This is a genomic window from Burkholderia sp. MSHR3999 (genome assembly GCF_000833595.1).
Taxonomy (GTDB): domain Bacteria; phylum Pseudomonadota; class Gammaproteobacteria; order Burkholderiales; family Burkholderiaceae; genus Burkholderia; species Burkholderia ubonensis.
The window spans coordinates 1,033,327-1,057,848 of the sequence record NZ_JRFO01000007.1 but is presented as its reverse complement, the minus strand read 5'-3'; the positions used below and the strand labels follow the sequence as shown (position 1 = coordinate 1,057,848).

The following is a 24,522-nucleotide window of genomic DNA, read 5'->3' as shown; positions in this document are numbered from 1 at the left end:
AGCGCTTCGCGGCGAACGCCACGCAGGGGATCGACCGAAGCCGTGTTCGCCGAATCGCGCACAATGCGTCGACGGCGCGCCGAATCGCCGCGCCCCGCCGAATCGTTTTCATATTTCTTACATTCGCGTTGCGTATGTTGACGGCTTTTCACCGGTGACCACCATGCGACGACTCTCCCCGCGCGCCGTGACCGCGCCCCTGGTCTCGCTGGCGGCGATCGCGGCCCTCGCGACGCTGCCGGCGTGCTCGAATCACATCGATACGCCCGCCGACCCGGCGAGCGCCGCGATCAACGTGCAGGCCGCATGGGTCGAGATCGGCGATGCGAACCAGCCGATCGCGCGCGTCGTCACCAACTTCGTGCCGGCATCCGCCGGCGATCCGCTGTGCCCGCAGCTCGTCGTCGACGGCAAGATATCGCGCATGTCGCTGCGCGCGGGCGCGGCCACCGCGCCGCAGCGGCCGACCGCGAGCGCCCCGGCGGATTCGAAGCCGTCGAACTTCCCGGTCTCGGTCTGCGAAATGACGCTGCCGGACGGCGCGCAAAGCGCGAGCGTCGCCGGCCGTGCATTGCCGCTGCCGAAGGCGCAGCCGCAGCGCATCGCGATCATCGCCGACACCGGCTGCCGGATGAAGAAGGCCGACAACGCATGGCAGGCATGCAACGATTCGACGGCCTGGCCGTTCGACACGATCGCCGCGAGCGTCGCGAAGCTGTCGCCGGATCTCGTGCTGCACGTCGGCGACTATCACTACCGCGAGAACGCGTGCCCGCCCGACATCGCCGGCTGCAAGGACAGCCCGTGGGGCTACGGCTGGGATACGTGGCAGGCCGACCTGTTCCGTCCGGCCGCGCCGCTCTTCGCGCAGGCGCCGTGGGTCGTCGTGCGCGGCAACCACGAGGAATGCGCGCGCGCCGGCCAGGGCTGGTTCCGCTTCCTCGATCCGCGCCCGTACAGCGATGCGCGTTCGTGCAACGACCCGGCCAACGACGGCAACGCGAACTATTCGGAGCCCTATGCGGTGTCGCTCGGCAGCGGCACGCAGGTGATCGTGTTCGATACCGCGAAGGTCGGGCGCAACGCGCTGAAGACGACCGACACGCAATTCCAGATCTACCAGAAGCAGTTCCAGACGGTGGCCGCGCTCGCGTCGAAGGCCGGCATGTCGACGACGATCTTCACGAACCATCATCCGATCCTCGCGTTCGCGCCGATCGCGGGCAGCACGCCCGCGCCGGGCAACCTCGCGCTGCAGTCGGTGATGTCGAGCCTGAACGCGCAGGCGTACTACCCGCCCGGCGTGCACGTCGCGCTGCACGGGCACGTGCACGACTTCCAGGCGATCAACTTCGCGTCCGGCCACCCGGCGACGATCGTGTCGGGCAACGGCGGCGACAACCTCGACGTCGCGCTGCCCGACCCGTTCCCGGCCGGCCTGACGCCCGCGCCCGGCGCCGTCATCGACAAGCTGTCGCACAACAACAGCTTCGGCTTCCTGATCATGGAGCGCCGCCCCGCACCGGCGACGGGCTGGATATTCCACGCGTACTCGGCCGCCGGCAAGCTGCTCGCGTCGTGCACGCAGGCCGGCACGACGCTCGCCTGCGACAAGACGGGGTTCATCGCGCCGTGACGAAAGGTTCCGCACGCAGCGGCCGCTCCGGTCAATCTGCCCGCTCGGCCCTCACGGCCCTGCTCGCGGCCGCGACGCTCGCCGCCGCAGCGCCCCTTGCCGGCCGCGCCGCGCCGTCCGACACCGTGCTCCTGCCCGGCGTCCCGCCCGCGCGCGTCGTCGGCACGATCGGCAACGGCACGCCGCAGGTCGCCGACAAGATCGATGCGGCCGCCGCGCGCTTCGCGCCCGACCCGACGCTCGTCGCGCTCGGCCGCCGCATCTTCTTCGACTCGCGCCTGTCGGAGCCGCGCGGCATGTCGTGCGCCGGCTGTCACGATCCCGGCCGCGCGTTCGCGCCGACGCTGTCCGCGGCCGCGCTCGCGGGCCCGGGCGTGCCGCAGGGCAGCCGCCCCGGGCGCTTCAGCCGGCGCAACGCGCCGTCGCTGCTCTACGTGCGCTACGTGCCGCGCCGCCACTTCTACCAGGACGACGACGCGCCAGCGCCGTCGCCGTTCGGCGGCCTGTTCAGCGACGGCCGCGCGGACACGCTCGCCGAGCAGATCCGCGGGCCGCTGTTCGATCCGAACGAGATGAACAACCGGTCGCCGGCCGCGCTGCTGCGCAAGGTCGACGCAACCGAGCTCGCGCCCGCGCTCGCCGAGCGCTTCGGCGACGGCGTGCGGCGCGATCCGGAGCGCATGGTGCGCGCGCTTGGCGCGGCGGTCCAGGCGTATCTGCAAAGCGACGAGATGGCGCCGTTCACGTCCCGCTTCGACGCGTACCTGCGCAACCGCACACCGCTCGCGCCGCAGGAGATGCGCGGCCTCGCGCTGTTCAGGAATCCGGACAAGGGCAACTGCATGAGCTGCCATACGCTGTCCGACACGTCGAGCCGGCCGGAGCGCTCGCTGTTCACCGATTTCGGCTACGACGCGATTGCGGTGCCGCGCAACCCCGCGCTGCCGGCCAACCGCGACCCGCGCCACTTCGACAACGGCCTGTGCGACACCGCACGCCGGCTGCGCTGGCCGGAGCCGGACCAATGGTGCGGCTACCTGCGCACGCCGGGCCTGCGCAACGTCGCGGTGAAGCAGACCTTCATGCACAACGGCGTGTTCACGTCGCTGCGCGACGCGGTGGCGTTCTACAACACCCGCTCGACCGATCCGAAGCACTGGTATCACGGCGCCGCGACCTTCGACGACGTGCCGCCCGCGTACCGCGGCAACATCAACGTCAACTCGACGCCGATGAACCGCCGCCCCGGCACGCCGCCCGCGCTGACCGAAGCGGAAATCGACGATCTCGTCGCGTTCCTCGGCACGTTGACCGACGCGCGCTATGCGGCCAGCGCCCACGCCAAAACCCGCTAAAGAACCGACGTCATGACGAGGGCGATTCAGTCCATAGCTTCCGCGGGCCGGCTTCTTCAACCATTCCGGACCGGCCAGAAGCGTCGATTCAGCATGTGGCTATCCGTGCGAGCCTTTGTTTACAAGGATTCCCGCTTGAGTTGACAGGGTTGGTCGCGCACCACGCGCACAATTACCTGGCGGAGCCAGCAGTGCGCGGGGTCGCCCTGCCGGCGCTGATGCCACATCTGCTGGAACTCGAAGGACTCGACCGGAAACGGCGGATCGAACACGCATAAGCGCGAGTCGTCGCGCACCGCGTCGAGATTGCGGCGCGCCACCGTCAGCACCAGGTCGGTATCGACGATCAGTTCATTGGCCACGCCCCAGTGCGGCAGGATTACCGCGATGCGACGCTCGGCGCGCAACTGCGCGAGCGCGCGATCAATCTCGTTGTCGGTGCCGGCTCGCATCGCCACCAGCGCATGCGGGCGCGCCAGCCATGCCTCGAGGTCGAGCGTACGCGAGGCCGGCATGCTGGCCACGTCGGCCAGGCAGGCGAAGGTCTCGACGAACAGCGTCTCGGTGTGCAGTTCGGCGGTCGGCGGCGGGAACACGCCGAGCGCGAGGTCGACCTCGCCGTCCATCACCTGCATGCGCATCGCCTCGCGGGTGGCCTGGCTGACCACCAGCTCGATGCCCGGCGCGGTGGCGCGCAGCATGCGGACCAGCTTGGGCAGCACGATGTGCGCACCGTAATCGGACATCGACACGCGGAACACGCGCTGCGCCTGCGAGGGATCGAATTGGGGCGGCTCGAGCAGCGAGCCGAGCTGGTCGAGCGCGTCCGACAGCGGCTGCATCAGCTCACTGGCGCGCGAGGTCAGCTCGAGCCCGCCGCCGCGCCGCACCAGCAGCGGGTCGTCGAAGATCTCGCGCAGATGGGCCAGCGCGTGGCTGATCGCGGGCTGGCTCTTGTGCAGCCGCATGGCGGTGCGGGAGATGTGCTTCTCCGTCATCAAGGCCTGCAGCGTCACCAGCAGGTTGAGGTCGATCCGCTTCAGATTATTCATGATTTGAATTGCCGAGATAAATACTACGAATTTTCATTCAGATTATTAATATAAGAGAATCGGCTCGAACACAACCACTGCGTGATGAACGAACGATGCCGACCTCTCTTTCGCTCTCTACCGTGGCCCTCGCCTGCGCCGCCCTGGTCGCCGGGGCACTGGTTCCGTTCCAGGCCGGCAGCAATGCCACCCTGGGCCGTGCGCTCGGTCACCCGCTGTGGGCCACCGTCGCCTCGCTGCTGGTCAGCCTGCTGTGCGTGCTGCCGGCGCTGTTCGTGATGCACGCGCATGCGCCGCTGCTCAGCCGCACGGCGCAACTGCCGGTGTGGGTCTGGTTCGGCGGCGTCGCCGGCGTGATCTACATCACCTCGGCACTGGTGCTCACGCCGCGTCTGGGCGCGACCACCTTCATCGTCAGCGTGATCGCGGGCCAGATGCTCACCTCGCTGCTGATCGACAACTACGGGCTGATGGGGCTGCCCGTGAAGCCCGCCAATCCCGGCCGGGTGGCCGGCGTGCTGATGATCTTCGCCGGCATGCTGCTGGTGCAGTGGTTCACGCCGGCGCCGCGCCCGGCGGCCGGCCATGCCGGCGCGAGTGCAGAGGCTGGCGCCCATGCCGCGCGCGAGATCGAGCCGAGCGCGCATCCCCACACCTGATCCAGCCTGATCCAGCGGATCCCCGCGTAGTCGAGACACCCATGAAATCGTCGCAACTGATCCTTGCCGGCACCGCGATGGCAGTCGTATTCGGCGGCCTGTTCCTGTGGCGCAACGGCCGCGAGGCGGTCGCCAACGAGGCGCCCCCTCCTTCCCCCCCGATGAGCGTGACCGCCAGCGTGGTGCGCGCCGGCACCGCGCCGTCCTCGCTCGATGCAATCGGCACCCTGGTCGCGGTGCGGCAGGTGATGCTCGCGCCCGAAGTGGCCGGCCGCATCACCGCGATCCATTTCACGCCGGGCAGCCAGGTTAGTCAGGGCCAGGCACTGGTCCAGCTCTACGACGATCCCGAACGCGCCCAGCTCTCCAGCCTGCAGGCCAAGGCGGCATTCGCGAAGAATCAGCTGGCGCGCTCGCAGACGCTCGCGCCGGTCGGCGCCGAGCCGCGCAGCACCTTCGACCAGCACCAGTTCGACTACCAGTCGGCCAGCGCGGATGCACGCCAGGTCGAGGCGGTGATCCGCCAGAAGCTGGTGCGCGCGCCCTTCGCCGGCGAGATCGGGATCCGTCAGGTCAATCTCGGGCAATACCTGAACGCCGGCGATGCGATCGCCACGCTGACCGACCTCGATACGCTCTACGCGAACTTCACCCTGCCGCAGAAATACCTGGGGCAGTTGCGCGCCGGTCAGGCCGTGCACCTGACCGCCGATGCCTATCCGGGCCGCGACTTCGTCGGCAAGGTCACGACGATCGAGCCGCGCGTCGGCGACGCCACCCGCAACGTCACGGTGCAGGCCACGCTGGAGAACACCGGCCATCCGCTGCGGCCCGGCATGTACGCGCATGTCACGCTGAACCTGCCGTCGCGCTCCGACGTGCTGACCGTGCCCGACACGGCCGTGCAGAGTTCGCAGGACGGCGATATCGTCGCCGTGGTCGACAAGCCGAACACGCAGGGCGTCGGCACCGTCGCGTTCCGCAAGGTGCGCACCGGAATCGCCGGCGGCGGCCGCGTCGAGGTGCTCGACGGATTGCGCGCGGGCGAGGTGGTGCTGACGGCGGGCCAGGTGCGCGTCGCGCCCGGCGCCCGGGTGAAGATCGCCTACGACCGGCACGACGGGGACGGAGGCGACGCCGGCCGCGAAGCAGGCCGGAACGCCACCGGCAACGCGGGGACGGCGCAATGAACGCGCATCGTTCGCAACCGGCCTTCACCGATATCTTCATCCGCCGCCCGGTACTGGCCCTGGTGGTCAGCCTGCTGATCCTGCTGGTCGGCCTGCGCGCGCTGATGTCGCTGCCGATCCGCCAGTACCCGGCGCTGGAGAGCGCGACCGTCAGCGTCGAGACCGATTATCCGGGCGCCTCGCAGGCGCTGATGCAGGGTTTCGTGACCACCCCGATCGCGCAGTCGATCGCGACCGCGGACGGCATCGACTATCTGAGTTCGAGCACCACCCAGGGCAAGAGCGTGATCAAGGCGCGCCTGCGCCTGAACGCCGACTCGAATCGCGCCATGACGGAAATCATGGCGAAGGTGCAGGAGGTCAAATACAAGCTGCCCGCCGACGCCTACGACTCGATCATCACGAAGCTGACCGACGCGCCGACCGCGGTGATGTACCTCGGTTTCTCGAGCGATACGCTGTCGATTCCCGAGATCACCGACTACATCGTGCGCGTCGCGCAGCCGCTGGTGACCACCGTCTCGGGCGTCGCGTCGGCCGATATCCTAAGCGGCCAGAATCTCGCCATGCGCGTCTGGCTCGACGCCGACCGGCTCGCCGCGCACGGCCTATCGGCCGGCGACGTGTCGGCCGCGCTGAAGGCCAACAACGTGCAGGCCGCGCCGGGCCGGATCAAGGGCGCGCTGACGCTGGCCGACATCAGCGCCAACACCGACTTGCAGGATGCCCGCTCGTTCGGCGATCTGGTGGTGCGCGCGGCCGACAACGGCTACAGCCTGGTGCGGCTGCGCGACGTCGCCACCGTGGAGATCGGCGGCCAGAACTACGATTCGAGCGCGCTGATGAACGGCAAGCGCGCGGTCTATATCGCCGTCAACGCGACGCCTTCGGGCAACCCGCTCGAGATCGTGCAGGGCATCGAGGCGCTGCTGCCGGCGATGGAACGCAACAAGCCGGCCGGGCTCACCATCGCCGACGGCTTCGACGTCGCGCGTTTCATCCATGCGTCGATCGACGAGGTGCGCGCCACCCTCGCCGAAACGGTGGTGATCGTGGTGGTGGTGATCTTCCTGTTCCTCGGCAGCTTCCGCGCGGTGGTGATCCCGATCCTCACGATCCCGCTGTCGCTGGTCGGCACCGCCCTGCTGATGCTGCTGTTCGGCTTCTCCCTGAACATCCTGACCCTGCTGGCGATGGTGCTGGCGATCGGCCTGGTGGTCGACGACGCGATCGTGGTGGTCGAGAACATCCACCGTCATATCGAGGCGGGCGAGCCGCCGGTGCGCGCCGCGCTGATCGGCACGCGCGAGATCGTGATGCCGGTGATCGTGATGACCGGCACGCTGGTGGCGGTCTACGCGCCGATCGGCCTGATGGGCGGACTGACCGGCTCGTTGTTCAAGGAATTCGCGTTCACACTGGCCGGTTCGGTGTTCGTGTCGGGCGTGATTGCGCTGACGCTCTCGCCGATGCTGGGCTCCCTGCTGCTCACGCCCCAGCTCTCCGAGGGCCGCATCGTGCGCCGCATCGAGCACACCATGGCGCGCCTGACCGGCTGGTACCGGCGCGGCCTGCGCGCCAGCCTCGCCGCGCGGCCGCTGGTACTGATGGTGGGCGTGGCGGTGCTGGCCGGCATCGTGCTGCTGTTCTCCGGCGTCAAGCGCGAGCTCGCGCCGCCCGAGGACCAGGGCTCGATCATGGCCGTCATGAAGGCACCGAAGTACGCCAACCTCGACTACATGGAACGCTATGCGCCCGAACTCGAACGCGCGTTCCGCGCCTTTCCCGAGGCCGACACCAGCTTCATCCTGAACGGCTTCAACGGCAGCAATCTCGGTTTTGCCGGCGTCAACCTGGTGGACTGGTCCAAGCGCAAGCGCAGCGCGGCGCAGTTGCAGGGCATCGTGCAGAACGGCGCGGGCGCGATCGAGGGCGAGCAGATCTTCACCTTCCTGCTGCCCTCGCTGCCGGCCTCGAGCGGCGGCCTGCCGGTGCAGATGGTGGTGCGCGCGCCGGCCGACTACCCGCAGCTGTATGACACGGTCGAGAAGCTCAAGGCGGCCGCGACCCGCAGCGGGCTGTTCTCCACCGTCGACAGCGACCTCACCTTCGACAGCCGCGCCGTCAATCTCGGCATCGACCATAGCCAGGCCAATGCGCTCGGCATCACGATGAAGGACATCGCCGACACGCTCGCCGTGCTGGTCGGCGAGAACTACGTGAACCGCTTCAACTTCAAGGGCCGCTCCTACGACGTGATCCCGCAGGTGGCGCGCAACGAGCGGCTCACGCCCGAGACGCTGGCGCGCTACTACGTGAAGACGCGCAGCGGCGCGATGATCCCGCTGTCGACCGTGGTGCGCGTGAGCACCGGCAACCAGGCCAGCATGCTGAGCCAGTTCAACCAGATGAACGCGGTCACGCTGTCGGCGGTGCCGGCGGCCGGCGTGACGATAGGACAGGCGGTCGACTTCCTCGCCGCGCAGCCGTTGCCGCACGCTTATTCGATCGACTGGCTCGGCGAATCGCGGCAATACGTGCAGGAAGGCAATCGCCTGACCGTCACCTTCGTGTTCGCGCTGATCGTGATCTTCCTGGTGCTCGCCGCGCAGTTCGAGAGCCTGCGCGACCCGCTGGTGATTCTGGTGTCGGTGCCGCTGTCGGTATGCGGCGCGCTGGTGCCGCTCTACCTCGGTTATGCGACGCTGAACATCTACACGCAGATCGGCCTGGTCACGCTGATCGGCCTGATCACCAAGCACGGTATCCTGATGGTCAGCTTTGCCAACGATCTCCAGCGCGACGAAGGGCTCGACCGGCTCGCCGCGATCGAACGCGCCGCCGCGGTGCGCCTGCGCCCGATCCTGATGACCACCGCCGCGATGGTGGCCGGCCTGGTGCCGCTGGTGTTCGCGAGCGGCGCCGGCGCCGCGAGCCGCTTCGCGATCGGCATCACGGTCTCGATCGGGATGCTGGTCGGCACGCTGTTCACGCTGTTCGTGCTGCCCACCGTCTACACCTTCATCGCGCGCAATCACGGCGCCGCGCGCGCCTCCGAACGCGAGCGCCTGCTCGCCACCCAGCATTGAGACGCACCGTGCCTGCCTTCGATCGCCTCCCCGCCATCAAGCCGTCCGTGCCGGCCGGCGCGGCAGCCCTGCTGCTCGCCGCCTGCACGATGGCGCCGCATTACCAGCGCCCCGATGCACCCGTGTCGGGCGCCTTCCCGTCCGACGGCGTCTACGCGACGCAGCCGCGCGCGAACGGCTCGCACAGCGCGAATGGCCAGGCCGCCGCCGACATCGGCTGGCGCAACTTCTTCGCCGATCGGCGCCTGCAGGCGCTGATCGAGATCGCGCTGAAGAACAATCGCGACCTGCGCGTCTCGGTGCTCAACATCGAGGCGGCGCGCGCGCAGTACCAGATCACGCGCGCGCAGCTGTTCCCGACGCTCGAGGGCACCGGCACCGGCAATACGCAACGGCTGCCGGCCGGTGTTTCGACCACGGGAGCCCCGCTCATCTCGCGTACCTACGACGTCGGCTTGTCCGCGTCCTGGGAGCTTGACCTGTTCGGCCGGATCCAGAGCCTGAAGGACCAGGCCCTGGCACAGTATCTGTCGACGGCCCTGGCTCGCAAGGCCCAGGAGATCTCGCTGGTTTCTCAGGTGGCGGATCAGTACCTGGCGCTGCAGTCGACGGACGACCTGCTGAAGGTCACCGAAAACACGCTGAAGACCGCGCAGGACTCCTACAACCTGACCAAGCTGCAGTTCGACAACGGTACCGGCTCGGAGCTGGACCTGCACCAGGCGCAGACGGTGGTCGAGCAGGCGCTGGCGAACCAGCAGGCTCAAGCACGGGCTCGTGCACAGGCCGTCAATGCGCTGGTGCTGCTGATCGGCGAGCCGCTGCCCGGCGATCTGCCGGCCGGCCTGCCGCTGGGCTCGCAAAACCTGCTGACCGACATCCCGGCCGGCCTGCCGTCGGACCTGCTGACGCGTCGCCCCGACATCATGGAAGCGGAGCAGACGCTGCTGGCCGCCAACGCGAACATCGGGGCGGCCCGCGCGGCCTTCTTCCCGAAGATCTCGCTGACGGCCGCGTTCGGCACGGCCAGCCCGACGCTGGGCGGCCTGTTCAAGCCCGGCACGGCAGCCTGGTCGTTCGCGCCGAACCTCGCCCTGCCGATTTTCGAGGGCGGCGCGAACCTCGCGAACCTCGATCTCGCGCACGTGCAGAAGCGCATCGAGATCGCGAACTACGAGAAGGCGATTCAGAGGGCATTCCGCGAAGTGTCGGATGGGTTGGCGGCACGTGGTACGTATGACCAGCAGATCGCCGCGCTGCAGCGTAACGAGCAGGCGCAGCAGCGTCGTTACGATCTGTCGGACCTGCGCTACCGCAAAGGCGTGGACAGCTACCTGACCGTGCTGACGGCACAGACGGACCTGTACACGGCGCAGACCGCGCTGATCTCGGCGCGACTGGACCGCTGGACCAACCTGGTCGATTTGTACCGGGCACTGGGCGGCGGCTGGATCGAGCACACCGGCGACCGGCCGCGCGAGACCGATGCGCGGCCGGCGACGGCGGGCTGAGGCGGCCACCCGGCCAGGCCGCCGTAACAACAGGCCCTGAAATCGCCGGACCATGTGCGGCGCGCTTCGCTCCCCCCAACTCACGTGCCGCGCGCGAACCGCGCCAGGATCCGCAGATCCTCGCCGACACGCTCGACATCATGGAAGCGCAGCCGCATACGCGACGCCAGCGAGGCCGGTGCGCGGAGTTCGAACATCGCCGCCGCATCGGCACCCAGCAGGCTCGGTGCGACATAGACGAGCAGTTCGTCCACCAGCCCCGCGCGCAGCAGCGCCCCGCTCAAAGTGCGTCCTGCTTCCACGTGCAGTTCGTTGTTGCCGAGCCGACCGAGTTCCGCCAGCACGGCGGCCAGGTCGACCGAACCGCGCGCGTTCGGCAGCGACACGATCTCGACGCCGCACGCACGCAGGGTCTCGGCGCGCGCCCGCACGGGCGCATCGAGTTCGCCGCAGAACACCAGCGGCGGTGCGCCTGCCAGCAACCGAGCCTGATGCGGCAGCTCGAGCCGGCCGTCGATCAGCACGCGCCGCGGCTGGCGCGGCGTGTCGATGCCGCGCACGTTCAGTTGCGGATCGTCGGCCAGCACCGTGCCGATGCCGGTCAGGATCGAGCAGGCCCGCGCGCGCCAGGCATGGCCGTCCGCGCGTGCGGCCGCGCCGGTGATCCACTGACTCGCGCCGTCGGGCAGCGCGCTGCGGCCATCCAGCGAGGCGGCCATCTTCATGCGCACCCAGGGCCGCCCGCGCGTCATCCTCGACACGAAGCCGATATTGAGCTCGCGCGCCTGATCCTCTAGCACGCCGTCGCGCACCTCGATGCCCGCCTCGCGCAGCATTGCATAACCGCGTCCGGACACCTGCGGATTCGGGTCCTCCATCGCGGCCACCACGGTGGCGATGCCGGATTCGATCAGCGCCTTCGCGCACGGCGGCGTGCGGCCGTAATGGCTGCACGGCTCGAGCGTCACGTAGGCGGTCGCGCCTCGCAGTTCGTGGCCGCGCGAGCGCGCGTCTTTCATCGCGCGCACCTCGGCATGATCGTGGCCGGCCGGCTGCGTGTAACCCTCGCCGATCACGCTGCCGTGCTTGACGATCACGCAGCCGACGCGCGGATTCGGCGTGGTCGTGTACAGCCCGCCCGCCGCAAGGGCCAGCGCCTCCGCCATCCAGGCACGGTCGAGGGCCTCGCGCGAGGCCTCGTCGTGGACGTCGCTGCTGCGCAGCGCGCCGCTCATCGAAGCGTCTCCGCGAGCCGGAAGCCCATCGCGTAGATGTCGCGCTGATAGCGTCCGTGGCGGCGCGTGCAGCGCGCGAGATCGCCGAAACGCGTGAAGCTGCCGCCGCGTGCGATGCGGTAGGCGCCCTGAGTCAGCGCGAGATCGTCGTCGATCACATCGCCGCCGGGATAGGCGCGATAGTCGTCAGCGACGTATTCCTCGACATTGCCGCCCAGGTCGTCGATGCCGAACACGCTGCGGCCGGCCGGGAAGATACCGACCGGCGTCGTGCTGAGCGGCCCCGCCTCGACCGTGTTCGCGGCGGCCGGATCAAAGCCGTCGCCCCACGGATATTCGCGCGAAGCGCCGCCAGCGGCCGCATATTCCCATTCGGCCTCGGTCGGCAGGCGAAACGCGCGCCCCGTCCTTTCGGTCAGCCAGCGCGCATAGTGGTCGGCCGCCTCGGCCGACACCGACCAGACCGGATGATTCGAGCGCTCGGCCGGATAGACGCCGAAGACCCAGGAACTCGGCAACTCGGTGGAGCCGGTCTGTTCGAGGAACAGGCGGTATTCGAGATTGCTGACCGGGTAGCGCATCAGGGCATAGGACGCCAGTTCCACGAAATGGGCCGGGCATTCCTTCGCGATCCACGGTTCGATCACGCCTACGCGCCCCCACTCGGCGACCACGCGCCCGACCTCGCCCGGATCGAGGCCGATCCGCACCCGGGCGGCCTCGATGCGCCGCATCGCCGGATCGAGCGGGCGGATGCGCGGATCGCCGAGCAGGCCCAGCAACGCGCCCGCCGCATGACGGCGCGCGAACGGCTGGGCGGGATCCTCGACCACCTCGACCAGGCGCGACGCGCCGGCGCCGAGCAGGTCCTCGTGGCCGGCGAGCAGCGCGGCCGGCGTGCGCGCGAGGAAGGTTTCGGGCAGGCCCATGGCCTCGCGGTCGGTGAGGCGGTTCGGATTGTCAGCCAGGATGGGAGTCATGGTCGGTAGCAGGATCGGGTGGGCAAATCGCGCGCGACAAACCGGCCGCCGCGCGCCGGGATGGAACGCCCGCCGACGGCCGCCGCATCGGACGGCTGCCGGTCGGGCCTGACTCAGTGCGGAATCGCCGGCACGCGGTAGACCTGGCCGTCGTAGGAACTGGCGAGGAAATGCCGCGACAGCGGATCGAAGCTCAGCGAGGACACGCCCGCCGTCGTCATGCGCGCATCGAAGCTCCAGCGCCGCTCGACGCGGTCGTAGATCGCGACGCGCCCGTAGTAGCTGCCGGTCGCGATATAACGGCCGTCGCCGCTCGCGCTCACGCACTTGATCGAATGCGTGTGCGGCGTGTCGATCACCTCTGCCTGCTGGTCGGGCGACCAGATGCGCAGCTTGAGATCGCGGCTGATCGAGGCGAAGTAGCCGTCGCCGAGGCCGGCGCAGCCGTTAGCGATCTTGTCGTGCGCGTCCGGCAGCGTGGCGACGATCTCCAGCGTCGAGCAGCGCACCCAGGTCGCCGAGGCGTCGGCCGCCACCGAGAACAGCAGGTCGCCCGACCGCGCCACGCCCTTGACCGCGTTCGGATGCAGCGGCAGGTCTCTGACGTGCCTGACCTCGTCGCCCTCGATGCGCAGCACGATGCCCTCGCCGGTATAGGCGCCCACGATCGCATGCGTCACGCCCTCGTGCACGAAACCGACCGCGCAGTTGAGCGGCGAGCGATGCTGGTAGAGCTCGCGTCCGTTGCGCGCATCGAACACCTTGCCGAGCTGGCCGCCCGTCAGCACCACCTCGCCCGCCACGCTCAGGAAGTTGCAGAGGCTCCGGGTGTTCGCGTGTTCAACGCCGTCGACGCGCACCACGCCCGCATCGCCGATGGTCCAGACCTTGCCGTCGATCGCGATCGCGGCATTGGCGCCGTGGGTCGGCGCGATCTCGCTGCTGTCCCAGCGCGAGAGCTTCCAGTTGTAGCGGCGATAGGTCGAGTGGAAGGTCGAGAACACCACGTGGTCGTCGCCCTCGAACGAACAGGAGCGCGGCCAGACCTCGGGCGGCAGCTGGGTGCCGCCGCTCGCCTCGGGCATGCCCTCGCCGACCTTCCAGAGCCGCATGGTGCGGTCGTACGACAGCGAGACCAACAGGCCGCGCCGGCCGTCGAGCACCAGGCGCTTCACGCCGGCGTCGTGCGCCTTCAGCGTGGCGCGCCGCTCGCCGTCGATCATGATGATCTCGCCCTCGTCGTTGCCGGCAAAGATGCGGCTGTCCGGGGCGATCACGATGGTATCGGTCTCGATGCCGTTCAGGTCGATATCGCCGATCAGGCCACCGGTGGCGAGCGACCAGCGCTTGATGGTGCCGTCGTCGCTCGACGAGACCAGTTCGTCGGCATCGCTCATCCATTCGACCGAAATCACGTCGGCGGCGTGGCCCACGAATGTTTGCACCAGCCGACCGGAGAAATCATAGACGCGCACGCGGTGATCCCGCGAAGCGGTCGCCACCAGCGGCTTGGACGGATGGAACACGCTCATCTCGACATCGTCCTCCTGGTCGGCGAACACGGCGACCAGGCGCAGGTTCGGCACGGTCCACAGACGCGCGGTGTAGTCGGACGAGGAGGTAACCACGTAGTCGCCGTTCGGCGAGAACGCGCCCTGGTTGGCGAGATGGTCGTGCATCGCGCGCGCCAGCGGCTGCTGCGTCTTCGCGTCCCACAGAATCACCTGGTTGTCGTAGCCGGCCGTCAACACGTACTGGTCGCGGTGAGCGGCAATGCCGCTGATCGGGCTGCGATGGGCAATCATTGCACTTCTCCGTTGAGCTTGATGGCATGCTGGTGCTGGGTCGCCTTCGCATACAGATAGCCGAAGTTGACGCTGTTCGCGAACACGCCGGTCAACTTCACCTGGCGCACCTTAATGCCGTGATTGGTCAGTTGTGCGGTCTTGTCGGGGTTGTTGGTGACAAGAGATACCTCGCGAACGCCGAGCGCCTCGAGCATCTGCGCGGCCACGCGGAAGTCGCGCAGATCGTCGGGAAAGTTGAGCGCGCGGTTGGCCGCGAACGTGTCGAGCCCCTGCGAGATCTGCAGGCGATAGGCGTCGAGCTTGTTGTAGAGCCCGATGCCGCGCCCTTCCTGGCGCAGATAGAGCAGGATGCCGCCGCTTTCGCCGAACAGCGCGACCGACTCGTCGAGCTGCTCGCCGCAGTCGCAGCGCACGGAGCCGAACACGTCGCCGGTCAGGCACTCGGAATGCAGGCGCACCAGCGGCGCCTCGCCGATCTTGCCGAACACCAGCGCGATATGCTCGGCGGCGTCGCAAAGACCGTTGAAGGTCACCATCTCGGTTTCAAATGCCGTTGCGCTCGAACGCGGACGAATCGGCACCTTGATGCGTGTGCGGATGCTCACGCCGGAATGATCATTGGATTGGTTCACGGGCTCGGCCTCTCAGGTTGAGGAGATGCGCGCGCATCGGCAAATACGCCAGCGGGCAGGCATGCCTTGCCGATTTGCGCAGAGTCAGGACGAACGGGGCGGATCGGGCCGCCTCTGGAATATCAGGGTTTGCAGAGCAACCCGGTCTGCAGGCAGTTGTTCTGGAACACGTCCCAGAAGCCGGGCGGATGGGTGGCGATATCGTCGGCACCGAGCAGCGGCTTTTGCCATTCGAAGTGGCCGAAACCCGCATCGGCGATCGCGCTTTCGTAGTCGGCGCGCGTCCAGCGGTAGAAGCTGAACTGGCTGGGCGGATCGGTGACGAACTCGGCGTCATGGCGATGGCCGGGGCCCCAGCTGCGCTCGTTGAGTACGTTCACGCCGTATTTCGTGAAATTGCCGTTGGCCAGCGAGAAGTCGGGATCTACCGTATAGGCCACCAACTTGCCGTCCGGCTTCAGGCTCGCGCGCACCACCTTGAACATCTTGCGCAGGTTCTCGACCGAATCCGCGTAGTTGAAAAGCCAGGCGGCATTGACCAGGTCGAACTGCCCGAGCGGCTCCATGTTCGTGACGTCGCGCACGTGGAATTCGAGCGGATCGCCATACTTGCGCGACTCCTCGCGAGCCAGGTCGATCATCTTCTCGGAGATGTCGACGCCGACCACGGCGGCCGCGCCGCGCCGGTAAATTTCGCGTCCGAAATAACCGAATCCGCAAGCCAGATCCAGCACCGACTTGCCGGAAACATCACCAATCATGTGGAAAATCGTGCGGACCTCGATGGCCCGCTGCGCGGCAGACTGCGTGAAATCCTCAAACAGTCCGCCAATCGAATCGTATCGAGCTGTCGTACTCATTCGCAACCTTTCCATATCAACGGAGTTATTAACGACGGGGTAATCGGCTGCCAATCAGGATTTATCTCTATTCGTCTCCTCCTTTCCAATCCTGCCAACTTAAGGACCACTACATAATGAGCTGTGCCGCAAAAGCATTGTGGGATATGGGTTTTCGAGGTCAATCGCGCATGCGGTCGGCAACGAAACGAATAATATTACTGGCGAGCTGAAGAAACAGTCGGCTCAGACTTTCGGCGTCGGGCAGAGCCCGATCGTGCAGCCAGCGCTGGCAGACAATTCAGTCCCGGTGACGACTTCAAGATCAGGTCGATGCTTGAGCCGGCGGAAGGCCTCTTCCAGACGCCGGCTCGGATGGTGGAGCGTGACGAAGGTCAGCACGCGATGCCAGCTGAAGCGGCTCGGATTGGCGATGCGCCGTTCGCGCCGATCATCAGCATGGAGGCAGTCGAGGAACTCGGCCATGACAGGGTCAATCCGAGTTCATTTCGTGAAACACCGAGCATGATTGACGTTTGCATCATATCCGTGTGAGCCTCTGTTCAAAATGATTCAAGCTTGATTTGATAGGACCTCTCGTTATCGATCAGATTCATGACTCGACATGCTCAACAAGAATAACAATGGCAAAACTATGCCGCATACCTTCTAAATATTTGCAAATCCTACACAATATATTCAATGGAAACGAATCATATCAAAGTGGACCGGTGCCATGAAATTCTTTGGATGCATCGCGATTATTCACATTACGAATCTTTCAGGCTTTGTTTCGAAAGAGTAAACGTCCAGCCGGTTGCGGACGGAAATATGCTGTGTTGACGCAGGTGCGACCTGAAAGTCACTACAGCGACGGCCGCGCTGCTGCACAAGATCGGCGCGACCGAACTCGCGTCAGCGCTGCGCTGCGGCAGCCGCCGCAGCGGACGCCCGGATCCGCATGACGGTCTGACGCGAGGTGCCGAACCTGCGCGCGATCTCGCTGATCGACAGACCCTTGTCGAGCGCGCGCATCACGCGCTCCCGATCATGGTGCGAAAGCGACGCCGGCCGGCCGGTGCGTCGCCCGCTGTCCTGCGCGGATTTCAACCCTTCCCTGCTGCGCTGGCTTCTCGTCACGATCTCCATCCGGACGATCGCCTTCAGCGTTTTGACCGCCTGCGGTTCGGAACGGCCGGCCAGGTCGACGTTGCCGAGTTCGACGCATCGAACCGAAATTCCTTCGCTGCGGCAATGCATCAGGGTCGACAGCACGTCCCGCGCGCTGCACCCGAGCGCGGCGAGTTCGAGCACCACCAGCAGATCGCCGGGCGCGGCGCGTCTCAACAGGCCCTTGAGTTCGGGCCGCTCCGCCGCGGCGACGTGCGGCGGCACATGATCGGTTGCGATGCGATTGAGCACGATGGTGTAGCCGGCCTTGTCGAACGCAATCAGTTCCTGCTCCGGAACATGGCCATCGGCCGCACTGTTGATGTAGAAGTAGGTTCGCTGCAAAGCCAGCTCCGAAGGACGCAACGCTGTCGGCCGATCCGTGGTTCGCTACCTTGTTCTATGATGCCCCGGCATCGCCTGCGATGGCCCGCACGATCATGTCGATCGAGGCCGGCTTCACGATGACGGCGTGAAACTCCCTCCAGTCGCAGCGCGCCAGCGTCTGCGGAATCATGCCGACGATACGGGCGCCGGGGTACGTCCTGAGCGTGTCGACGGCGAGCTCGCGCGCCCTGTGCGGATCTCGCTCGATGTCGACGATCACCGCCGCGACGGGCCCGTGCGCGACCGTCTCCTCGACGCGATGCTTCGGGAGCACGGTCGTGCTGAATCCTCGCAAGCGCAACAACAGCGCAATCGATTCCCCGACGTGCGGGTTGCCCCGGAGAATCACGACGCTCTTGCCCGCGTGCCGTGGCGGGTCGTCGACGATCGCCGCGCTGCGCAATACGGCTTCGCTGCTCAGCCAGAGCAGGCGAGCCTCCTGGTAGGATTCCAGCGCCGTTTGCCGCGCAGTTTCGTCCGCGAACGGATTGGCGAGCAGCGCCTGCAAGCGGGCCTCCGCGGCCTCGAGCCGCCGGGCGGCTTCGTCGAATTGCGCCTTCGCATCCTTGTCGCGATTGTCGATGCTGTTCGTCATTTCTCGCTGGGCTTCCGTCGCTCGGTACGGGTCGGAACCGACATCCGAGCCTGGGCAACGCATGTCGCGACGCGTCCCGCGGCATGTCATCCAGTTGCAGTATGCGCCGCCTGCGCAATCCTCGCGCACTGCCGCCGCTTCGACGGCGACGGCGACGCTCCGCCTCCGCGGCCCGGGTCGGCGTGCGCAAGGGCCTCCTCGCGCTCGGCCCTTCTGGCGGCCAGCGCAAGCCCGTTATTAGCGGGAACAGGCCCTAGCCGCGCAGCCGCGAGAACACGGACTGCAGGTTTTCGAGCGTCACGGGCTTCTTCAGGTGCGCATCGAAGCCCGCCTGCTCGGCCAGCCTGACGTCGGCTTCCTGGCCGAAGCCGCTGAGCGCAATGCAGATCACCGATTTCATGGCCGGCGCTTCGCGCAGCTTCCCGACGAACGCCAGCCCGTCCATGCCCGGCATGCCGATATCGGACAGCACGACGTCCGGCACGTTGCCGTCGAGCATCGACAGCGCCTGTTCGCCGCTGGTCGCCGTCCGAACGATCGCGCCTTCGCTTTCCAGCAGGAGCTTGAAGGTCTCGACCGTCTCCGTATCGTCGTCGACCATCAGGATATGCAAGCCATGCAACGATTCGGCGAGCATCCCGCCGGCCGCATTCGCATCGGCATGCGCGCGATGCGTCGGCAGCGTGACCGTGAACGTCGCGCCGCGGCCGGCGCCCTCGGACTCCGCCCGCACCGTGCCGCCATGGAGACTCACCAGCTCCCGGACCAGCGCGAGGCCGATGCCGAGGCCGGCGCGGCGTGCGGCTGGGTCGCGGCTCTGGCGGAACATGTCGAAGATGTGCGGCAACAGCGCCGGCTCGATGCCGCTGCCGGTATCGGCCACGCGCAGCACGGCCTCCGCATGGCCGTTGACCTGCAGCGACACGTCCACCCTGCCGTGGCTCGTGAACTTCAGCGCATTGCTGATCAGGTTCCAGACGACCTGCTCGATGCGCGTGAGGTCCGCGAGGATGATGACGGGCGACTCGGTCATCGCGACCTGGAGCGCGAGGCCGCGCTGGTTCGATTCGTCCTGCACGGCGCTGGCGACGCGCCGCACGATCTCGCGCATGTCGACGGGCGTGCGCACCACGGACAGCTTGCCGGTCCGCACGCGCGACACATCGAGCAGATCGTCGATGATCTGCGCCTGGCCAATCACCGTGCGCCGGATCGTCTCGGTCGCGCGCGAGATGTTCAGGCTTTGCCGCGCCTCCGGCGAACGCGCGATCAGCTCCGCGCTCGCCGAAATGAGGTTGAGCGGGTTCTTCAGCTCATGGGAGACGACGGCGAGGAATTCGTCGCGACGCCGCTCGGCATCCTGCTCGCGGGAAACGCGAAGCTGTTCGACCTGTGCGTCTCGGCCGACCGTGGCGGCCTGGGTGGATTCCCCGAGATCGCGGGCGATTTTTGCAAACCCGCTGACGCCCGGCTCGTCGAGACGCGACAACACGCCGCTCGCGAAGAAACGGGTGCCGTCCTTGCGCCGGTGCCAACGCGCCTCTTCGATGCGCCCGTTCGCGCGCGCCTGCGCGAACTCGCGCTCGGCAACGTGGCCGGCCCGGTCCTCGTCGGTCGACAGCACCTCGGCGGACTGCCCGATCATTTCCGCTGCGGCGTACCCGAAGATTCGTTCCGCGCCCGCATTCCAGCTGGTGATGGCGCCGTCGTCGTCGAACGTGATGATCGCGTAGTCCTTGGTGCCCTCGGTCACGATCCGCATGCGCCGCTCGCCTTCGCGCAGCCGTTCTTCCGCCCGCCGCCGGTCCGTGATGTCGATGAAGGACAGCACCGCGCCGTCGATGCGGTCTTCCGTCGTCCGGTACGGCACGAAGCGCGCGAGATACCAGCGCCCGTCGTTGCTCTTCAGCTCGCGCTCGATCAGGCGCAGCGAATCGAATGCCTCGGCCGCGTCGTCGGCGAGCTTGTCGTATTCGAGCCGATGCGTGATGTCGAGCAGCGACCGGCCGATGTCGGACGGAATGATGCTGAACACGTCCGTCGCGCGCGGCGTGTAGCGCTTGATGCAGATATTGCGATCGACGAAGATCGTGCCGATGTCGTTCGCGGCGATCAGGTTCTGCAAGTCGTCGTTGATCTTGCCGGTTTCCTCGACCTTCGACTTCAGCTCGGCGTTGACGGTGGTCAGCTCCTCGTTGATCGACTGCAGTTCCTCCTTGCTGGTCTCGAGCTCTTCCGTCGCCGAACGCAGCTCCTCGTTGATGGCCTGCAGCTCCTCGTTGGAGGCCTTCAGCTCTTCCGTCGACGTTTCCGATTGCTCGATCGTCGACTGCAGTTGCTCCTTGGTGCGCTGCAGCTCGCGCTCGAGCTGGGTGATGATCGGGTCCTTCTGCGTGTCGGCCGTCGCGGTCTCCCCACCGCTCATGCTGTCTTCGACTTCATCGAACAGCACCAGCACGAAATCCGCATTGGCTTCGGGGTCGTGCACCGGGCGCGCCGTCATGTTGACGAAATACGACCGCGCGTCGCGCTCGATCCTCACGCGCCGCGCTTCCACGCTGCGGTTCGTGTGCAGCGCCTGGTAGATCGCGGTGCGCAGTTCGAGCCGCAGTTCGGGGCGCACCGCCGCGATGATGTTGTGCGACGGCTCGCCGCCCGAATACTGCAGGAACCGCCCCGCGCGATCGGACAGGTGGACGATTTCGGAGTCGCGGTTCACGAGCACGCTCGGCGGCGCGTATTGCTCGACGAGGCGCTGGTGCAGGTCGCCGAACGAGAAGCGGCGGCGCCCCGGCAGCTGCACCGTCGCGACGACCGGCCGCGCGCTCATCGTTCCGGTGATCGCGACAGGCATCGGCGTGTCGCCGCGCACCGCCACGTTCGCGCGATAGATGCGGTTGCGCTTGTCGATCACGCTGAACATCGAGCTGACGCTGTCGGCCGACTCCGAACTGCCGAGGAACAGCACGCCGCCCGGACGCAGCGCGAAGTGGAACATCTTCAGGATCTCGATCTGGGCCTCGCGGTCCAGATAGATCAGCAGATTGCGGCAGCAGATCAGGTCGAGCCGCGAGAACGGCGGGTCGCTCAGCACGTTGTGGTGCGCGAACAGCATATGCTCGCGCAGTTCCTTCTTGATGCGATAGTGCGCGGCGTCCTTCGAAAAGAACTGGCGCACGCGGCCCGCCGTCACGTCGGCGAGAATCGAGTCGGGATAGAGGCCGGCGCGCGCGAAGGAGATCGCCCGCTCGTCGATATCGGTCGCGAAGACCTGGAACGAAATGCCCTCGGACGACTTCAGCGATCGTTCCTGCAGCAGCATCGCGAGCGAATACGCTTCTTCGCCGGTCGCACAGCCGACGGACCAGACGCGGATGCGGTCCTGCTCGCTGCGCCCCTCGAAAAACTGGGGCAGGACTTCGCGCTCCAGCACGTCGAACGTTTCCTTGTCGCGGAAGAAGTTCGTGACGCTGATCAGCATGTCCTGCAGCAGCGCCTGGGTTTCGTCCGGGTGCAGATGGAGATAGTCGCGATACGCCTGGAGATCGGTGATGCCGTTCACCTGCAGGCGGCGCTCGATCCGGCGCAGCACGGTCGCCCGCTTGTAATGACGAAAATCGTGCGCGGTGCGCGTGCGCAGGATGATCATGATCTCGCGCAACGCACGCTCGGCCGACTCGTTCATCAAGTCTTCCTGGCGCTCCTCGTCTTCGACGGCGGGCAGGTGAATTTCCTTTGCGGTCAGCCACAGATCCAGCAGCCGCTGCGGCATCTCGGCCGCCGTGAGCACGAAGTCGACCATGCCGGTGGCGATGGCGCTGCGCGGCATGCTGTCGTATTCCGCTTCGGCCGGGTCTTGCGCGAACGTGATGCCGCCCATTTCCTTGACGCGCGACAGCCCGACGGAGCCGTCCGAGCCCGCGCCGGACAGCACGATGCCGATCGCGCGTTCGCGGTGGGTTTCCGCGAGCGTGCGGAAGAACAGGTCGATGGCGGCCCTGCGCCCGCCTTCCTCGGGCCGGCTGGGCGCAACGCGCAGGTAGTCGTCGACCATCGTCAGTTCGAGCGACGGCGCGATCAGGTAGACATGGTCGGGCTGAATCGGCGTGGCGGTCGTCACCTGCAGCACGGGCATGCCGGTGGCCTTCTGCAGCAGGGAAGCCAGATTGCTTTCGTGATCGGGCGCCAGGTGCACGACCACGACGAACGCCATCGACGTGTGCGCCGGCAGCGCCTCGAAGAATTCCAGGAGCGCACTCAACCCGCCGGCCGATGCGCCGATGCCGACGATCGGATAGTCTGCCTGGCTCGGGAGAGTCTGCCCACGTCGTTTCGGCATTGCTGCGTGTCCTGTTCGATGAATAATTGTGTGAGTCGCGACCAAGGCCGGGGAGGCTCCTGGCCTGCTTGCGCCAAGATGCGCTGAGACCTCTATTATCCTTCGCCGCGCATCGACTGCAAGAACTTTGCCGCCTCCTCCCGCCGGTTGCGCGCCGCGTTGTCGCCGCGTTGTCGCCGCGCCTCCTTTCGCTCTCGCGCAACGCGCACTCGACGGCACGCTGCCGCGCGATCCCGTCAGCCGCCGCCGCCTGTCGTCAGCTCGATCAGCCGGTGCGCGAGGCCGTCGAGCGACAGGACCTGATCGGCGTAGCGAGCCGCATGCAGCGGCATTTCGCCGGCGAAAGCTTCGGCAGGGTCCTGGACGATCGTCGAGCCCCCGCACGACTGGATGGCCTCGAGACCGGCCGCGCCGTCGTCCAGCGTGCCCGTCAGGATGACGCCGATGACGCGCGCACCCATCTCGGCGGCCGCGCTGCGAAACAGCGGGTCGATCGCCGGTCGCGCAAAGTTCTCCTTCGCCCCGTTCAGCAAGCGAAAATGCGCGCCTTCGACGATCAGGTGCCGATCCGGCGGTGCTACGTAAATGCTGCCGATCCGGTACGTCTGGCCATCCTTGGCATGCTCGGCGCGCAGCGGCCCGGAGTCGCACAGCAGCGACGGCAGGCAACTGTCATGGACGCCGATGTGCACGACGATCGCGATGGTCGCCGGCAGGTCGCCGGGAAGCAGGGAGGCAAGAACACGAAGCGCATCCACGCCCCCCGACGACGCACCTATTGCGATGAAGTCTCGGTGGGTCATTCGGGCTCCAATCCGCGAATCGTTTACGTGCAGCAATACGCGTGCCCGCGCCTGCATGTCGCGAAGTCTGCCGCGCGGATATGAACGTCCGACCCCGGCGGGATTCGGCCGGCTCGCCGGATCAGGTTGCGGTGAACGTATCCGTTTCCATTGCACGCCGTCTCGGAGTTTTGCGCAACCGTACATTGCGCGCATGCCATCTCATCGACATTCGAACGTGATAGCGAGACCGCGCGTCGCGGCACCGCCGATTCATCGGACCGTACCTGACCGGCATGTGACGCCGCGCTTGCTCCTCGACGACCGGGCGAAACGCAGCGCCTGCCTGCATCCGGCGCCCCTGTCCGTAAAGCCGACCATACGGACACATTCCCGTCGTGTACTTTTCCGCCGGCCCTGTCATATGCTTGGTACGGTCATTTTCCGCTCGAGAAAGTCACCTCACGGGATATCAAAGATGATCGTTCAAAGGCTGTCGTTCCGCGCCGCCCAGGGCAAGCTGCGAGTCATCTCGGTGTGGCGATGCCTCGCAAAAAGCAGAGCAAAGGTCTATCGCTGGAGCATCAGCGTCGATCGCATCACCGGCGTGGAATCGATGACGGTCGATCTTGTCGAGTCCGGGCCGCTGTGCACGGCCGACATCGCCGACATGTTCATCGAGACACCGCTGGAATTGAGCCTCACCCTGTTTCATTTGAACGTGGTCTCGAATCCCGCAACCCATCGACACGAGAAGGAAGATGCAAATGAAGCCGCGGATTCGTTCCCGATCGCGCGCCCCCATCCGAAGCTGACGATAGTCAGGGATATCACGCATCACATTGCGCGTTCCGGGCAGGATTGATCGCACGCGACGCGCAAGCAGTGCACGCGACTCGATGTCGCGAAAGCCGACTCAGTGCCGAGCGGCAACGCCTGCTTATTTCAGATATCGGAGACAACAATGCTGAGCCCCCATGAATTTGCGGCGCTCATGCTGGTCAAGTCATCGCCTGACCAGATCGACATGAGCCGCGACGAACTCGACACCCTGCTCGAGCAACGGCTCGTCGTTCTCGAGAGACTCGTTTCCGGCGCGCGCCGTCCACGCGTGACGAATGACGGTGAACTGCTGCTGCGGGCGATGACGCGAAAACGCTGACCGTCGCCCGGGCCGCCGGGCGGGTCATCCCCATCACGGACCGAGGTTCGAATGGCTGCGATGCGGCTCATTCGGCACGCCGAATAGCGCGGGTCCACGGA

At 66.9% G+C, this 24,522-nt stretch carries 19 protein-coding genes; 8 read left to right on the top strand and 11 right to left on the bottom strand.

The genetic code is table 11. From position 1 onward, the window contains the following. Positions 1–163 precede the first annotated feature (163 nt). On the top strand, positions 164–1,636 hold the full coding sequence (locus tag KY49_RS28285; protein ID WP_042587680.1) for a metallophosphoesterase family protein: 1,473 nt from the start codon (positions 164–166) through the stop codon (positions 1,634–1,636). A gap of 59 nt (positions 1,637–1,695) precedes the next feature. Further along, entirely contained in the window at positions 1,696–2,991 is a 1,296-nt protein-coding gene (locus KY49_RS28280) for a cytochrome-c peroxidase (protein ID WP_156162672.1), read from the top strand. A 119-nt stretch (positions 2,992–3,110) separates the two neighbouring features. Here KY49_RS28280 and KY49_RS28275 read toward each other — a convergent pair whose 3' ends face one another. After that, positions 3,111–4,043: a LysR family transcriptional regulator gene (locus KY49_RS28275; protein ID WP_042587679.1), complete on the bottom strand. Its 933-nt coding sequence runs from the start codon at positions 4,041–4,043 to the stop codon at positions 3,111–3,113. A gap of 95 nt (positions 4,044–4,138) precedes the next feature. Between KY49_RS28275 and KY49_RS28270 the strand changes: the two genes are divergently transcribed. From KY49_RS28270 to KY49_RS28255, 4 genes are all read left to right on the top strand, one after another. Continuing rightward, a complete protein-coding gene (locus tag KY49_RS28270; protein WP_042587678.1) occupies positions 4,139–4,702 on the top strand; it encodes a DMT family transporter in 564 nt (187 codons plus the stop codon). A 41-nt stretch (positions 4,703–4,743) separates the two neighbouring features. Continuing rightward, positions 4,744–5,892 (top strand): efflux RND transporter periplasmic adaptor subunit, encoded by a 1,149-nt coding sequence (locus tag KY49_RS28265; protein ID WP_042587677.1) that lies wholly within the window; start codon positions 4,744–4,746, stop codon positions 5,890–5,892. After that, a complete protein-coding gene (locus KY49_RS28260; RefSeq protein ID WP_042587676.1) occupies positions 5,889–8,981 on the top strand; it encodes an efflux RND transporter permease subunit in 3,093 nt (1,030 codons plus the stop codon). The genes KY49_RS28265 and KY49_RS28260 overlap by 4 nt, the downstream gene beginning before the upstream one ends. Before the next feature lie 89 nt (positions 8,982–9,070). Further along, entirely contained in the window at positions 9,071–10,492 is a 1,422-nt protein-coding gene (locus KY49_RS28255; RefSeq protein WP_063901827.1) for an efflux transporter outer membrane subunit, read from the top strand. A gap of 80 nt (positions 10,493–10,572) precedes the next feature. Here KY49_RS28255 and ribD read toward each other — a convergent pair whose 3' ends face one another. From ribD to KY49_RS28205, 10 genes are all read right to left on the bottom strand, one after another. Beyond that, positions 10,573–11,658 (bottom strand): bifunctional diaminohydroxyphosphoribosylaminopyrimidine deaminase/5-amino-6-(5-phosphoribosylamino)uracil reductase RibD, encoded by a 1,086-nt coding sequence (gene ribD, locus KY49_RS28250; RefSeq protein WP_042588800.1) that lies wholly within the window; start codon positions 11,656–11,658, stop codon positions 10,573–10,575. 65 nt (positions 11,659–11,723) lie between these two features. Beyond that, entirely contained in the window at positions 11,724–12,707 is a 984-nt protein-coding gene (locus tag KY49_RS28245; RefSeq protein WP_042587675.1) for a formylglycine-generating enzyme family protein, read from the bottom strand. Between the two features lie 113 nt (positions 12,708–12,820). Beyond that, positions 12,821–14,512, bottom strand: coding sequence for a WD40 repeat domain-containing protein (locus tag KY49_RS28240; protein WP_042587674.1), 1,692 nt, complete (start codon positions 14,510–14,512; stop codon positions 12,821–12,823). Continuing rightward, positions 14,509–15,051: a GTP cyclohydrolase II gene (locus tag KY49_RS28235; RefSeq protein ID WP_231636661.1), complete on the bottom strand. Its 543-nt coding sequence runs from the start codon at positions 15,049–15,051 to the stop codon at positions 14,509–14,511. Before KY49_RS28235 ends, KY49_RS28240 begins: the two co-directional genes overlap by 4 nt. Positions 15,052–15,269: 218 nt before the next feature. After that, positions 15,270–16,061 carry a class I SAM-dependent methyltransferase gene (locus KY49_RS28230; RefSeq protein ID WP_231636513.1) on the bottom strand — a complete coding sequence of 264 codons (792 nt, stop codon included), beginning with the start codon at positions 16,059–16,061 and terminating at the stop codon, positions 15,270–15,272. A gap of 171 nt (positions 16,062–16,232) precedes the next feature. After that, positions 16,233–16,472, bottom strand: coding sequence for a hypothetical protein (locus KY49_RS37780; protein WP_156162630.1), 240 nt, complete (start codon positions 16,470–16,472; stop codon positions 16,233–16,235). Positions 16,473–16,901: 429 nt separating this feature from the next. After that, positions 16,902–17,501: a helix-turn-helix domain-containing protein gene (locus KY49_RS28220; protein ID WP_042587670.1), complete on the bottom strand. Its 600-nt coding sequence runs from the start codon at positions 17,499–17,501 to the stop codon at positions 16,902–16,904. A gap of 55 nt (positions 17,502–17,556) precedes the next feature. After that, complete coding sequence (locus KY49_RS28215) at positions 17,557–18,138, bottom strand: hypothetical protein (protein ID WP_042587669.1); 582 nt, start codon at positions 18,136–18,138, stop codon at positions 17,557–17,559. Between the two features lie 253 nt (positions 18,139–18,391). Continuing rightward, a complete protein-coding gene (locus tag KY49_RS28210; RefSeq protein ID WP_042587668.1) occupies positions 18,392–22,477 on the bottom strand; it encodes a CheR family methyltransferase in 4,086 nt (1,361 codons plus the stop codon). A gap of 236 nt (positions 22,478–22,713) precedes the next feature. Continuing rightward, positions 22,714–23,436, bottom strand: coding sequence for a chemotaxis protein CheB (locus KY49_RS28205; RefSeq protein ID WP_231636511.1), 723 nt, complete (start codon positions 23,434–23,436; stop codon positions 22,714–22,716). A gap of 301 nt (positions 23,437–23,737) precedes the next feature. Between KY49_RS28205 and KY49_RS28200 the strand changes: the two genes are divergently transcribed. Together KY49_RS28200 and KY49_RS28195 are read left to right on the top strand one after the other, a co-directional pair. Continuing rightward, positions 23,738–24,124 carry a hypothetical protein gene (locus KY49_RS28200; RefSeq protein WP_042587667.1) on the top strand — a complete coding sequence of 129 codons (387 nt, stop codon included), beginning with the start codon at positions 23,738–23,740 and terminating at the stop codon, positions 24,122–24,124. Between the two features lie 99 nt (positions 24,125–24,223). Beyond that, on the top strand, positions 24,224–24,421 hold the full coding sequence (locus tag KY49_RS28195; RefSeq protein WP_042587666.1) for a hypothetical protein: 198 nt from the start codon (positions 24,224–24,226) through the stop codon (positions 24,419–24,421). Positions 24,422–24,522 lie beyond the last annotated feature (101 nt).

Excerpts from the sequence above, each read along its gene's own strand:
- KY49_RS28245 (WP_042587675.1), bottom strand. The coding sequence starts at position 12,707 with ATGACTCCCATCCTGGCTGACAATCCGAACCGCCTCACCGACCGCGAG.
- KY49_RS28215 (WP_042587669.1), bottom strand. The coding sequence starts at position 18,138 with ATGACGAACAGCATCGACAATCGCGACAAGGATGCGAAGGCGCAATTC.
- KY49_RS28265 (WP_042587677.1), top strand. The coding sequence starts at position 4,744 with ATGAAATCGTCGCAACTGATCCTTGCCGGCACCGCGATGGCAGTCGTA.
- KY49_RS28240 (WP_042587674.1), bottom strand. The coding sequence starts at position 14,512 with ATGATTGCCCATCGCAGCCCGATCAGCGGCATTGCCGCTCACCGCGAC.
- ribD (WP_042588800.1), bottom strand. The coding sequence starts at position 11,658 with ATGGCGGAGGCGCTGGCCCTTGCGGCGGGCGGGCTGTACACGACCACG.
- KY49_RS28285 (WP_042587680.1), top strand. The coding sequence starts at position 164 with ATGCGACGACTCTCCCCGCGCGCCGTGACCGCGCCCCTGGTCTCGCTG.
- KY49_RS37780 (WP_156162630.1), bottom strand. The coding sequence starts at position 16,472 with ATGGCCGAGTTCCTCGACTGCCTCCATGCTGATGATCGGCGCGAACGG.
- KY49_RS28200 (WP_042587667.1), top strand. The coding sequence starts at position 23,738 with ATGATCGTTCAAAGGCTGTCGTTCCGCGCCGCCCAGGGCAAGCTGCGA.
- KY49_RS28275 (WP_042587679.1), bottom strand. The coding sequence starts at position 4,043 with ATGAATAATCTGAAGCGGATCGACCTCAACCTGCTGGTGACGCTGCAG.
- KY49_RS28260 (WP_042587676.1), top strand. The coding sequence starts at position 5,889 with ATGAACGCGCATCGTTCGCAACCGGCCTTCACCGATATCTTCATCCGC.
- KY49_RS28270 (WP_042587678.1), top strand. The coding sequence starts at position 4,139 with ATGCCGACCTCTCTTTCGCTCTCTACCGTGGCCCTCGCCTGCGCCGCC.
- KY49_RS28255 (WP_063901827.1), top strand. The coding sequence starts at position 9,071 with ATGGCGCCGCATTACCAGCGCCCCGATGCACCCGTGTCGGGCGCCTTC.
- KY49_RS28235 (WP_231636661.1), bottom strand. The coding sequence starts at position 15,051 with ATGGTGACCTTCAACGGTCTTTGCGACGCCGCCGAGCATATCGCGCTG.
- KY49_RS28195 (WP_042587666.1), top strand. The coding sequence starts at position 24,224 with ATGCTGAGCCCCCATGAATTTGCGGCGCTCATGCTGGTCAAGTCATCG.
- KY49_RS28210 (WP_042587668.1), bottom strand. The coding sequence starts at position 22,477 with ATGCCGAAACGACGTGGGCAGACTCTCCCGAGCCAGGCAGACTATCCG.